This is a genomic window from Cellulomonas fengjieae, from assembly GCF_018388465.1.
Lineage (GTDB): Bacteria > Actinomycetota > Actinomycetes > Actinomycetales > Cellulomonadaceae > Cellulomonas > Cellulomonas fengjieae.
Genome location: NZ_CP074404.1, coordinates 3700438 through 3712835 on the forward strand (window position 1 = coordinate 3700438; position 12398 = coordinate 3712835).

The following is a 12398-nucleotide window of genomic DNA, read 5'->3' on the forward strand; positions in this document are numbered from 1 at the left end:
GCGCCGCTTGTCACAGGGTTGTCCACACCTGTGGGAGAAGCCGTGACCGGCTCGTCAGGCGCGCGGGCCGGGGGTCTCGCGCTCGGCCAGCGACGCGAGCATCGCGTTGTAGTCGTCCATCTCCACGTCACCGTCGCGGTCCACCCGCCGGTCGCGGCGCCGGGCGACCCGGTCGTCGTCGCGCGACCAGGCGAGGGCCACGCCGACGGCGAGCGCCAGGGTCGGGATCTCCCCGATGGCCCACGTGATGGCGCCGCCGAGCTGCTGGTCGGCGATCGCCGACGGGCCCCAGGGGCGACCCATGAGCCCGAACCAGTCGGCCACCAGGAGCACGTCACCGGACACCAGCGTCACGCCGAAGAAGGCGTGGAACACCATCGTCGCGAACAGCAGGAGCAGTCGCTGCGGGTACGGCAGCCGGCGCGGGCCGGGGTCGATGCCCACCAGGGCGTTCACGAACAGGTACCCGGCGGCGGTGAAGTGCACGACCATCGCCAGGTGCCCGACCGGGCTGCGCAGCGACCACTCGAACAGCCCGGAGTAGTAGAAGAGCATCATCGACCCGATGAAGTTCACGGCGGCGACGACCGGGTTGGCCAGGAAGTGGCCGACGCGGCTGTCGACGATCGTGAGGATCCACTCGCGTGGGCCGCGGGAGGCGTCCTCGCGCAGCTGCGTCGAGCGGATGGGCAGGGCCCGCAGCGCCAGCGTGATCGGCGCGGACAGCGCGAGGAACACGGGGACGACCATGGCGAGCACCATGTGCTGGACCATGTGCGCGCTGAACAGGACGTGCCCGAACAGCGCGGGCCCACCGTTGGTGGCCCAGAAGAACAGCAGCATGCCGACGGTCCACGACGCCGTCCGCGCCCACGACCACGAGTCGCCCCGCCGCCGCAGCCGCAGCACCCAGCGCCAGTAGACGACCAGGCCGGCGACCGCCGCGAAGGCGAGCACGAGGTCCCAGCGCCACTCCGTGAGCCAGCGCAGCGGCGTCGGCTCGGCCGGCAGCGGGTGCCCGGTGAGCTGGTACGCGGGCGACTGGTCCAGCGGCACCTCCTCGGGGACGGGCGGCGCCGTCTCCCCGAGCGCGACCGCGACACCGGAGACCGCGCCCATCACGGTCAGCTCGACGAGCACGAGCCGCCAGAACAGCCAGTCGCTCGTGCGGTCGGCCAGCCGCGGCACCACGGCTCTGCGGTGGGCCAGCCCGAGCAGCCCGAGGACGACGAACAAGGCCACCTTGGTCAGGAGCAGGACGCCGTACGCGCTGGTCAGGTCGGCCCAGCCGTTGGTGCGCAGCAGGCCGTTGACCAGCCCGGAGACCGCCACGGCGACGAAGCACCAGCCGGCGATCGCCGAGTACCGCGCGACGGAGGCGGACAGGTCGGTGCCGATCCGCCGGACGAGCACGGCGAGCGCCGCGAGCGCCCCGATCCAGACGGCGGCACCCACCAGGTGGACCACCATCGACGACGTCGCGATGTCGTGGCCGGCGGCCCCCGCGGCGTGCCCGAGCTGCGCTTGCTGCCAGAGCGCGACGAGCACGAGCGCGGCGGTCCACGCGGCGCCGGTCGGCGTCGTGACCACCAGGGCCAGCGCGGTGACGACCGCGGCCACGGTGGTGATGAGCAGCAGCGTGCGGCCCAGGTCGATCTGCGTGACGAAGACGCCGAGCTCCGAGCCGAAGGACGGCGAGTCGAGCGGGCGTCCGGCGACGTTCGCGTACGTGAGGACCAGGTGCACGATCGACAGCAGGGTCCAGACGCCGGCGGCGACGCCCGCCAGGACGGTGCTGCGCGGGTAGGCCCGCCCGTCCGCGGTGCCGACACCGACGCGCGCGGTGCGGGTGGACGCGACCGCGGCCCGGCGCGGGAGGACGCACACCGCGAGCACGAGCGCGCCGAGCGTCACCGACGCCGCCAGCTCGTTGAGGACCTCGGTGGCGGGCAGGCCCCAGCGGACGGCCGCGCCGGCGTCGCCGAGCACCGCCGGGAGCGCGGCCCCCGAGAAGGCGACACCGAGCAGTGCGGCGGCGACGGCGGCGAGCACGAGGACGACGACGCGCCACGGCCCGGGGGGTCGACGCGTGTCGTCCCCCGCTCCACCGGCACCCGTACGGCCGGCGCTGGTCACCTGCGCAGTCACCCGACCAGCGTAGGTCGCTGCGGGACCCGGCTCGACATGCCGTCGGTCACTGTGCGGGACGCCGCCTCAGCAGCAGCCACGCCACGACACCGGCCGCGACCACCAGGACGGCGACGCCGCCGACGAGAGTGGTCGCCGAGATCCCCGCGGTCGGCCCCTCGGTGGTCGGCGGCGTCGTCGGCGTCGGGGACGGCGTCATCGGCGTCGTCGGGGACACCGTGGGCGACGGGCTCGTCGTCGGCGCGGGCGTCGCGACGCCGTACGACGTGGCGTCCGCGGCGGTGAACTCGAACTCGCCCTCGACGGGGTGCCCGTCGGCGGACGTGACGCGGTACAGCACGGTGTACTGCCCCGCCGGGAGCTCACCGGTGACGGCCTGGGAGACGGTGTTGCCGACGAGCACGGGCGGGCCGACGTTCACCATGGTGTCGTCGGCCGTGTGCACCATGATCTGCGTCCCGACCGCGAGCACGGGTTCGTTGAACGTCAGCGTCACGGTCTCCGGCACGAACGGGACCGTGGAGCCGGCCGCGGGGTCGGTGCCCTGCAGCACGGTGTGCGCCTGGGCGGGGGGCGCGGCGAGCACCACGGCGAGCAGGGCGAGCAGGGCGAGCAGGACGGCGGGCAGCCGGGCGGGGCGGGTGGGCATGGCGGATCCCTGGGGTCGTGGGTGGTCAGCGCGGGGGCAGCACGGGCGAACGCCACGCAGGTGGGCCACGCAGGGGCACGACGTCCCGCCACCGGGTGGTGACGGGCCCGGGGACCTCGGCCGGCGCCGGCAGCGACGGGCGGGGGACGACGACGACCGGTGCGGGACCGCCGACGAGCGGGCGCAGCCACGCGGCGAGCCACCACAGCGCTCGGTCGGTACCGACGACGACGAGGGCGACGACGAGGGTCGCGACCGCGTGCAGCAGGAGCATCGCGGACACGCCCAGCACGGGCTGCGCGAGCGCCGGGTCGGCCGCGCAGGCGGCCTGCGACGGCATCGCCATGCCCGGATGGTGCTGGTGACCGGCGAGCGTCGCCGCAGGCAGGCACGCCATCGACGTGACCAGGCTGAACACCGAGTGCACCGCGAGCTGACCGACCCCGAGGAGCGCGACCGCCCCGACCGGGCCGACGCGGCGGCCGGTGAGCACCACGGCCGCCGCCAGGACGACCGCGGCGAGGCTCACCACGACGACGAACGGCGGCAGCGACCCGCCCGCGAGCACGTGCGCGAGGGCCGCGAGCGCGACCGTGACGGCCGCGACCACGGCGGCGCGCGCGAGGCGCAGCGGACCGGTCGCAGGCAAGGGCACGCCGACACGCTAACCGTCGTGGCCCGACCCGGGCAGTCGTGCCGAAGCGTTTATGCGGTCGCTCCCGAGCTAACTTGTGCGGCCGGTGGGTGAACCTCGACGCCCCCGGCACCGTGACAGAGGTGTCAGCCACGAGCCGCGACCCGGAGGTACAGATGTCCGCGCCAGCCCTCACCACCCCCCACACCTGCGACGGCTGCCTGGAACGGCGGGAGGTGCTGGTCCGGGCCGGCCTGGTCACCATGGGCGTCGCCGCCGCCGGTGTGCTGGCCGCCTGCGGGGGCCAGGAGGGCCCGGGCGGCGGGTCGTCGGGCGGGTCGTCCTCCGGCGGGTCGTCCTCGGCCGGCGGTGCGCTGGCCCAGGTCGCCGACATCCCCGTGGGCGGCGCGATCTCCGCGACCGGCGCGGACGGCAAGCCGATCCTCCTGCTGCAGCCGGAGGAGGGCACCGTGGTCGCGCTGTCGGCGGTGTGCCCGCACAAGGGCTGCACCGTCGTCCCGGACGGCGAGGAGCTGCTGTGCCCGTGCCACACCTCGGTGTTCGACCTCACCGGCGCGAACGTGTCCGGGCCCGCGGACGAGCCCCTCCCGACCGTCGACGTGCACGTGAGCGAGGGCGCCGTGCTGCCCGGGAAGGCCTGAGCGATGAGCTGGCACACCGGCACCCAGGCGGCCTCCGACGTCCTGCGCGCGCTCCTGTCCGCGTGCGTCATGCTCAACGCGGTCGTGCACCTCGACCTGTGGGCCGACGGGATGAACACCCTCGAGGTCGTCGGCCCGGCGTTCCTGCTCAACGGCGTGGCCGGACTGGTCCTCGGGGTGCTGGTGCTGGTCTGGCGGCACTGGCTGCCGCTGCTCGGCGCTGTCGGGTTCGGGGTCGCGACGCTTGCCGCGTTCCTCATCTCGACCACGCCGGGCGGCTTCTTCGGGGTGCACGAGCAGTGGGTGGGCATCCCGGTGTGGCTGTCGGCGATCTCCGAGATCGCCGCGATCGTGCTCGGCGTCGCGGCCCTCGTCGTAGAACGCCGAGCGGCGGTCCCGGTCCCCAGCCGCTAGTCCCTGTCCTCGTCAGTCCAGGGGCAGCGGTTCGCCGTCCAGGATCATCCGGCCCGGGCTCGACGCCCGGGTGTGCAGTCCGCGCCGCGAGCCGTCAGGCGCCGTCGAGCAGCCGTCGCGCGTACGCGCTCACCACCTGCACCGACGTCCAGCCCTCCGTGCCGACGGCCTGCTCGCGGCCCACGTACGTGCCCCGGCCCCGCTCGGCACCGAGCCAGCACGCCTCGTCGAGGAACACGGCCCGCGCCTGCGCGAACGACCGGGAGGCGAACAGCCTGCTCGTGGTGCCGGCGTCCCGGTACCCCACGACGAACCCGTCCGGGCCGTCGTCGAACGTGATGCACTCCCCGTCGAGCGCCGAGCCGACAGCGCCCACCGCGAAGTCCACGCCGTCGAGCAGGCCGTTGTCGAGGGCGTCGTCGCGCAGGTCGACGAGCTCCGCCGAACCCGGCTGCACGGTCACGCCGGCCGGCACGCGGTCGGACGGCGTCGCCTCGGCGAGCTTCACGAGGATGCGGAAGCGTCGCAGGTCGCGGACCGTCAGGGGCACGCGGTTGCTGTCGAGGAACCGGTAGGAGCCGGGGCTCTCCTCCAGCAGCACCAGGCCGTCGGCCACCAGGGGGCCGGCCGTGTCGACGCGGTAGCGGTGCGCGTCGGGCCTGCCCGCGGACGGCAGCAGGACCGCGCCGCGCTCGTAGCCGACCCGTTCGAGCTCGAGGTCGTCGTGCGCGGTCACGGTCCGGATCATGCCGCGAGTCTCACACGGCGGGGCGGCTCAGCCCCACACCAGCCCGTGCGACGGGTCGTGCAGCACGCGGGCGACGTCGGCCAGCACCTGCGAGCCGAGCGCCCCGTCGACCAGGCGGTGGTCGACGCTCAGGGCCAGCTGTGTGACGTGACGGATCTTGATCTTGCCCTTGTGCACCCAGGGCTGCTCCCGGATGGCGCCGAACGCGAGGATCGCCGCCTCGCCCGGGTTGAGGATCGGCGTGCCGGTGTCGATGCCGAACACCCCGACGTTGGTGATCGTGATCGTGCCGTCGGACATGTCCGCGGGTGACGTCCGACCCGCGCGGGCGGTCGCCGTGAGGTCGGCCAACGCGCTCGCCAGCTCCTTGAGCGAGAGCCGGTGGGCGTCCTTGATGTTGGGCACCACCAGGCCGCGCGGGGTCGACGCCGCGATGCCGAGGTTGATGTAGTGCTTGTAGACGATCTCCTGCGACGCCTCGTCCCAGCTGGCGTTGACGTCCGGGTGCCGGCGCACGGCGAGCATGAGCGCCTTGGCGGCGATGAGCAGCGGCGTCACGCGGACGTCGGCGAACTCCCGGTCGGCGCGCAGCCGCTCGACCAGCTTCATGGTCTTGGTGACGTCCACCGTGTGGAACACGGTGACGTGCGGGGCGGTGAACGCGCTGGCGACCATCGCCTCGGCGGTCCGCTTGCGCACCGACTTCACCGGGACGCGGGTCTGGCGGCCGTCCGCGGAGACCGTGCCGCTGGCGAGCCAGGGTGCGTCGTCGCCGGGGTAGGTGGCCAGCGTGCGGGCCTCGGCCTGGGCCGCGTGTCCGAGCACGTCCTCGCGCGTGACGATCCCCCCGGGGCCGGTCGCCGAGATCGAGTCCAGGTCGACGCCCAGCTCGCGGGCCAGCTTGCGCACGGGCGGCTTGGCCAGCGCGTGCCGGCTCGCGGTGTCGCGGGGCGCGGGCGACGCCTGGGGCGCGGCGGGCGCGGACGTCGAGCCGTCGGTGGTCCGGCCGCGGCGGCCCGTGCTCGCCTCGGCGAGCCCGTAGCCGACGAGCACGGCCTCGCGCGCGGCGGGCTCGGGAGCGGTGGGGCCTGCCGCGCGGGCCGCTGCGATCTCGTCGGAACCGCCCGGCTCGACGCCCGCGTGCCGGTTGCCCCGGCCGCGGTGCCCGTGCTCGATCGCACCCGTCGCCGGGGCCGCGTCCGGTGCCGCGGTGGGCTCCGCGGCCGGGTCCGCTCCCGTGGGGTCGGTGTCGATCTCGATGATCGGGATCCCCACGTCCACCGTGCGTCCCGGCTCCACCAGCAGCCGCGTCACGACGCCCGCCCAGGGGCTCGGCAGGTCGACCAGCGACTTGGCCGTCTCGATCTCGACGATGGTCTGGTTGACCTCGACCGTGTCGCCGACCGCGACGTGCCAGGCGACGATCTCCGCCTCGGTCAGGCCTTCGCCGGCATCCGGGAGGGGGAACTGCTGGAAGATCGGCACGGGTGTCTCCTCAGAAGGCCAGCGAGCGGTCCACCGCGTCGAGCACGCGGTCGAGCCCGGGCAGGTAGTCGTGCTCGATCTTGGCCACCGGGTACGGCATGTGGAACCCGCCGACGCGCAGGACCGGTGCCTCCAGGTGGAAGAAGCACTCCTCGGTGATGCGCGCCGCCACCTCGGCGCCCGTCCCGTACAGGACGGGGGCCTCGTGCACGACGACGCAGCGACCGGTCCGCCGGACCGACGCGGCCACCGTCGCGGTGTCGAGCGGGGACAGGGTCCGCAGGTCGACGACCTCGATGCTGGTGCCCTCGGCGGCGGCCGTCTCGGCGGCCTTGAGGGCCGTCTGGACGGTGGGCCCGTACGCGACGAGCGTGAGGTCGGTGCCGTCGCGCAGCACCTTCGCCGTGTCGAGGGCGGGGTGCGGGGCGTCGACGGCGGCGTCCAGGTCCACCTCGCCCTTCTCCCAGTAGCGACCCTTGGGCTCGAAGAAGAGCACGGGGTCCGGGGAGGTGATCGCCTGCTGGATCATCGTGAAGGCCTCGGCCGGGCTGGACGGGCTGATCACCCGCAGGCCGGCGGTGTGCGCGAACAGGGCCTCGGGCGACTCGCTGTGGTGCTCGACGGCGCCGATGCCACCGCCGTAGGGCACCCGGATGACGACCGGGAGGGTCAGCCGACCGCTCGACCGGTAGTGCATCTTGGCCAGCTGCGTCGTGATCTGGTCGAACGCCGGGAAGATGAACCCGTCGAACTGGATCTCGCACACCGGGCGATAGCCGCGCAGGGCCAGCCCGATCGCGGTGCCGACGATGCCCGACTCGGCCAGCGGGGTGTCGACGACGCGCTCCTGGCCGAAGTCCTTCTGCAGGCCGTCGGTGACGCGGAAGACACCGCCCAGCGCGCCGATGTCCTCGCCCATGAGCAGCACCTTCGGGCTCTGCTCGAGCGCCTTGCGCAACCCGTGGTTGATCGCCTTGGCGAAGGTCATCGTGGTCATCGGTGAGTCCCCTCGCTGTGCTGCCCGGCGTCGAGGAAGGAGGCCTCGTACGCCTCGAACCACGTGCGCTCGGACTCCACCACGGAGTTCGGCGTCGCGTAGACGTGCTCGAACATGGACGCGGCCGACGGGCGGCCCATGGCGCGCACCGCGGTCCGGATGCGCTCACCCAGCGCCTCGCCGTCCGCGGCCAGCGCGTCAAGGAACTCCGGCGACAGCTCGCCGCTGTCCTCCAGGTGCAGCCGGAGCCGGTCGATCGGGTCGCGCTGCCGCCAGTACTCCTCCTCGGCGGCCGAGCGGTACCGGCTCGGGTCGTCGGAGGTCGTGTGCGCACCCATCCGGTAGGTGAACGCCTCGATGAACGTGGGTCCGCCGCCGGAACGCGCTCGCTCGAGCGCCTCGGCGGTCACGGCGTACGTGGCGAGGACGTCGTTGCCGTCGACCCGCACGCTCGGCACCCCGAAGCCGGGACCGCGGTCGGCCAGCGGGACGCGCGACTGCCGGCTGGTGGGCTCGGAGATGGCCCACTGGTTGTTCTGGCAGAAGAAGACCACCGGGGCGTTGTTCACGGCCGCGAACACGAGCGCCTCGTTCACGTCGCCCTGCGACGTGGACCCGTCCCCGAAGTACGTCACGACGGCGGCGTCCCGCGCGGGGTCGCCGGTGCCGACCGCACCGTCGCGCTGGACACCCATCGCGTATCCGGTCGCGTGCAGCGTGTGCGAGCCGATGACCAGCGTGTACAGGTGGAACCCGAACGCCGTCGGGTCCCAGCCACCGTGGTCGATGCCGCGGAACAGCCGCAGCACGTCCGCCATGTCCACGCCACGCGTGTACGCGACGCCGTGCTCGCGGTAGCTGGGGAAGACCTGGTCCTGCGGCGCGAGGGCGCGGCCGGAGCCGATCTGCGCGGCCTCCTGGCCGAGGCACTGCGCGTACAGGGCCAGCTCGCCCTGGCGCTGCAGCGAGGTGGCCTCGGAGTCGAACCGGCGGACGAGCACCATGTCGCGGTACAGCGCGCGCAGGGCGTCGGCGTCGAGGTGCGCGACGCGGGGGTCGTAGTCGGGGTGGGCCGTGCGCCGCCCCGCGGGGGTCAGCAGCTGCACGAGACCGTCGTCGGTCAGGGGGCCGTTCGGGACCACACGGTTCTCCTTCGCGGTGCAGCGGCTGGGGCCGCGGTCGTGCCGAGCCGGCAGCCCGAACCTACGTCAGCGTAGGCTACGGCACCGTAGGTTCCGCCCGAAGGACCCCGACAACCTCCGCCCCACGCACTTGTGGACTGTCTACACCCGGCAGCGACGCCTCAGCGAGCCAGCCACTCCGCCGCGACCTCGAGCAGCAGGTCGGTCGCCTCGGGCTCTCCCACGCTGACCCGCACGCCGTCGCCCTGGAACGGCCGGACGAGCACGCCCCCGCGCGCGCAGCGGTCCGCGAACGCCGTGGCCTGGTCCTCCAGGGGCAGCCAGACGAAGTTCGCCTCGCTGTCCGGGACGGTCCAGCCCTGCGCGCGCAGGCCGGCCAGGAGCCGGGAGCGCTCGGCGACGATCGCCTCCACCCGGGTCATCAGCTCCGGCGTCGCACGCAGCGAGGCGAGCGCGGCGAGCTGGCCGATGTGGGAGACGCCGAACGGCGTGGACGCCGCGCGGATGCCTGACGCGAGCCGGGGACGGGCGACCGCGTACCCGACGCGCAGCCCCGCCAGGCCGAACGCCTTGGAGAACGTCCGCAGGAGCACCACGTTGGAGTGCCGCGCGAAGAGCGCCAGGCCGTCCGCGGCCTGCGGGTCGCGCACGAACTCGACGTAGGCCTCGTCGAGCACCACGAGCACGTCCTTGGGCACCGCGGCCAGGAACGCGTCGAGCTCGTCGGCGCGCACGGCGGGGCCGGTCGGGTTGTTGGGGGTGCACACCAGCACGGCCTTGGTCCGCGGCGTGATCGCCGCGGACATCGCCTCCAGGTCGAGCCGCCCGTCGGCGCCCACCGGCACGCGCACGCCCTGGGCGCCCGCGAGCGTCACCGCGATCGGGTACGCCTCGAACGAGCGCCACGGCAGCACGACCTCGTCGTCCGGCTGGCACACGGCGGTCAGCACGTGGCCGAGCACGGCCACCGAACCGCAGCCGGCCACGACGTTCTCGGGTGTGACGCCGAGCGACGCGGCGATCGCCTCCGTGAGCTCCGTGGCGTACATGTCGGGGTACCGGTTGACGTCCTCGGCGGCGTCGGAGATCGCGAGCACCACCGACGGCAGCGGCGGGTACGGGTTCTCGTTGGACGACAGCTTGAACGCGGCAGCCCCGACCGGGACACGGGCCCCGGGGACGTAGGGGGGCAGGTCTGTCAGGGCCGGACGCAGGGGGACGCGAGTCACGGGGTCAGCATGCCATCGCCGATGAGTGCCATAGTCGACGTATGGGCTTCCTGATTCGCGTCCTCATCAACGGTGTCGCCATCTGGTTCGCGACGCTGGTGCTGCCCGGCCTCGAGGTGGTCGGCGGCGAGACCGACCTGCAGCACATCGGCATCATCCTCGCGGTCGCGCTGGTGTTCGGGATCGTGAACGCGGTGGTCAAGCCGATCGTGGCGCTGATCTCGATCCCGCTGTACATCCTCACGCTGGGGCTGTTCACCATCGTCGTGAACGCCCTCATGCTCATGCTCACCTCGTGGATCACCGAGTCGACCAGCTGGGGCCTGCGGATCGACAACTTCGGCACGGCGTGCTGGGGCGCGATCATCATCTCGGTGGTCAGCTTCGTCCTGTCGATGCTGACGTCGAACGACCGTACGGACAGCCGCTCGCGCGAGATCACCTACTAGGCAGCACCCGCGGCGGCTGGGCCGCGACGACCGCCGGGTCGCGGGTCACCTCGAACTGCCGCGTCACCGCGGTCGTCCCCGAAGGACCGAGCACGTCGCCGGCAGCCGCGTCGAACGAGCGCATCCCGGGGCTGCCCGCCAGCTCCCGGTCGGCCCGAACGGCGGTCTCGACATAGCGGGCCACCGCGTGCGCCTCGTCGACGGACGGCACGGCCGGACCACCGGTCGCGCCCAGGTCCCTGGTGACGATCGTGACCCCGGCAGCCGGCCGGTCCGGGGTGCCGTCCAGCTGCGGGACGAGGTCCTCGGTGTGCCGGTAGTGGCGCACCTGCACACCCGCGGGCGCCGGCTGCGGGATGTCGGGCGCACCCACGGTCACCACCGCACGCACCGAGTACGCGCTGCTGACCGCCGCGGCGACCGACATGGCCACCATCCCGCCCTGGCTGTGCCCCGCGAGCATGACGGGCTCGTCCGGCGCGATCCCGGACACCCGCATGGCCGTGATCACCGCGGCCGTCACATCATCGGGCAGGCCACCGAGCAGCCGCCCGTTGGTCGTCAGGTCCATCGAGTTCGTCGCGTTGAGGTCCCACGTCTCCGTGCCCGGGATCTCCACCACCCACGCCCGTGTGCCGTCCGGATGGGTGAGCCGCTGCACGGAGAGCACGCCCTCCGGCATGCCCAGGGTGCGCAGGGTGGGCTCTCGGTCGTAGCTCAGTGCCACGTTGTCCAGCACGTCCGCCGTCGTGCGCGGCGTCGGCAGCTGCGGTGGATCCACCCGCACGAGCAGGGCGGTCGGTCCGGCGGGTGGCAGCGGCCCGAACAGCGTCCTGGCGCCGCCCGGCACCGGTCGCAGCGTCGGGATCTGCAGTCCGGGCCGCGCCGCGCGGACGAACGCCCCGACGGCCAGGATCTCGAGCTCCGCACGACCGTCGGCCGTGAGCCGTCCCGGCAGGTCCCGGGCGCCCGCGGCGAGGGCGCCGACGACGGCGCGCCCGATCGGGTCGGGCCGGCGCAGCAGGACCGACCGCGAGACGCTGCCCGCGAGGGCCCACCCGCCGACGACCGCCGCGAGACCCGTCCCCGCGGCGCCGACCGCCGCGGCCACCAGCGGCATCTCCCCCAGCGTGCCGGCCACCGCCACGACACCGCAGCGCAGCGCCCGGTGCGCGACCGACTCCGCGTGGGTGTAGAGCTCGACCACCCGCCGCAGCGCCGCGGCCAGCCGCCGCAGGTGCTCGGCCACGCGCCACGGAGCGCCGCGTCCCTCCCGCGCGGCCGCCAGGGCACGCCGCGCCTCCAGGCCGGCCGGGCTCAGGGCGTCGCACGCCTGTGCCGCCCGCAGCAGCGCCCAGGAGGCCTGATCGAGCCGGTCCGCGGCGCGCTCCAGGACCCGGCAGACCTGTGCCAGCTCCTCGAGGTCGACGGACGTGGGTCCCGGCCCGCCCGCCACGCGATAGCCAGTGGCCCACTCCGTGGCGCTCGTGTCCTGCGTCACCGGCCGACGAGGACCGTCTCGGCGTCGGCGTCGGCCGCCGCCACGGGCTGCACCGCCCGCTCGACCGCGACCTGAGCCGCCCGCACCTCGGCGTCAGCCTCCTCGAGGGCCGTGCGGAACCGGTCCGCCGCGGGGGACCGCCATGCGACGTGCCCCGCGGCGGCGACGGCCCGGTGGGCGGCCACCACGTCGTCCAGCGCGCGCAGCACCAGAGGGAGCCCGTGTCCGATCTGCATGTCCGGGACCGTAGGACCGGCGACGGCGCCACGGCCCATCCGCCCGCCACCCGGTGGACACGACGTGCCGTGCGTGGGTTGTGGGCGGCTCGACGGGTGACCGG

At 74.1% G+C, this 12398-nt stretch carries 13 protein-coding genes; 3 read left to right on the plus strand and 10 right to left on the minus strand.

From position 1 onward, the window contains the following. Positions 1–54: 54 nt before the first annotated feature. The 3 genes from KG102_RS17250 to KG102_RS17260 are packed head-to-tail and all read right to left on the minus strand — an operon-like array spanning position 55 to position 3452. Positions 55–2148: a cytochrome c oxidase assembly protein gene (locus KG102_RS17250; RefSeq protein WP_307802856.1), complete on the minus strand. Its 2094-nt coding sequence runs from the start codon at positions 2146–2148 to the stop codon at positions 55–57. Positions 2149–2194: 46 nt separating this feature from the next. Further along, a complete protein-coding gene (locus KG102_RS17255) occupies positions 2195–2797 on the minus strand; it encodes a copper resistance CopC family protein (protein ID WP_208290260.1) in 603 nt (200 codons plus the stop codon). Positions 2798–2822: 25 nt separating this feature from the next. Then, positions 2823–3452, minus strand: coding sequence for a hypothetical protein (locus KG102_RS17260; protein ID WP_208213136.1), 630 nt, complete (start codon positions 3450–3452; stop codon positions 2823–2825). 155 nt (positions 3453–3607) lie between these two features. Here KG102_RS17260 and KG102_RS17265 point away from each other — a divergent pair, with 155 nt between their 5' ends. After that, on the plus strand, positions 3608–4093 hold the full coding sequence (locus tag KG102_RS17265; RefSeq protein WP_208290259.1) for a QcrA and Rieske domain-containing protein: 486 nt from the start codon (positions 3608–3610) through the stop codon (positions 4091–4093). Between the two features lie 3 nt (positions 4094–4096). Further along, positions 4097–4507 carry a hypothetical protein gene (locus KG102_RS17270; protein ID WP_208213138.1) on the plus strand — a complete coding sequence of 137 codons (411 nt, stop codon included), beginning with the start codon at positions 4097–4099 and terminating at the stop codon, positions 4505–4507. Positions 4508–4601: 94 nt separating this feature from the next. Here KG102_RS17270 and KG102_RS17275 read toward each other — a convergent pair whose 3' ends face one another. From KG102_RS17275 to hisC, 5 genes are all read right to left on the minus strand, one after another. Then, positions 4602–5255 carry a hypothetical protein gene (locus tag KG102_RS17275; RefSeq protein ID WP_208290258.1) on the minus strand — a complete coding sequence of 218 codons (654 nt, stop codon included), beginning with the start codon at positions 5253–5255 and terminating at the stop codon, positions 4602–4604. A gap of 27 nt (positions 5256–5282) precedes the next feature. Then, complete coding sequence (locus KG102_RS17280; RefSeq protein ID WP_208290257.1) at positions 5283–6740, minus strand: dihydrolipoamide acetyltransferase family protein; 1458 nt, start codon at positions 6738–6740, stop codon at positions 5283–5285. Between the two features lie 10 nt (positions 6741–6750). Continuing rightward, the gene (locus KG102_RS17285; RefSeq protein ID WP_208290256.1) at positions 6751–7737 is read right to left on the minus strand and encodes an alpha-ketoacid dehydrogenase subunit beta; all 987 of its coding nucleotides are present in this window, start codon (positions 7735–7737) and stop codon (positions 6751–6753) included. Then, a complete protein-coding gene (gene pdhA, locus KG102_RS17290; protein ID WP_208213142.1) occupies positions 7734–8879 on the minus strand; it encodes a pyruvate dehydrogenase (acetyl-transferring) E1 component subunit alpha in 1146 nt (381 codons plus the stop codon). The genes KG102_RS17285 and pdhA overlap by 4 nt, the downstream gene beginning before the upstream one ends. Positions 8880–9040: 161 nt before the next feature. Then, entirely contained in the window at positions 9041–10108 is a 1068-nt protein-coding gene (gene hisC, locus KG102_RS17295; protein ID WP_208290255.1) for a histidinol-phosphate transaminase, read from the minus strand. A 41-nt stretch (positions 10109–10149) separates the two neighbouring features. Between hisC and KG102_RS17300 the strand changes: the two genes are divergently transcribed. Then, positions 10150–10557 carry a phage holin family protein gene (locus KG102_RS17300; RefSeq protein ID WP_208213144.1) on the plus strand — a complete coding sequence of 136 codons (408 nt, stop codon included), beginning with the start codon at positions 10150–10152 and terminating at the stop codon, positions 10555–10557. Here the strand turns inward: KG102_RS17300 and KG102_RS18935 are convergent. Together KG102_RS18935 and KG102_RS17310 are read right to left on the minus strand one after the other, a co-directional pair. Beyond that, positions 10547–12058: a thioesterase domain-containing protein gene (locus tag KG102_RS18935; protein WP_208290254.1), complete on the minus strand. Its 1512-nt coding sequence runs from the start codon at positions 12056–12058 to the stop codon at positions 10547–10549. The two genes, KG102_RS17300 and KG102_RS18935, sit on opposite strands and share 11 nt — an antisense overlap. Then, entirely contained in the window at positions 12055–12294 is a 240-nt protein-coding gene (locus KG102_RS17310) for a hypothetical protein (protein ID WP_208290253.1), read from the minus strand. The genes KG102_RS18935 and KG102_RS17310 overlap by 4 nt, the downstream gene beginning before the upstream one ends. Positions 12295–12398: the final 104 nt, after the last annotated feature.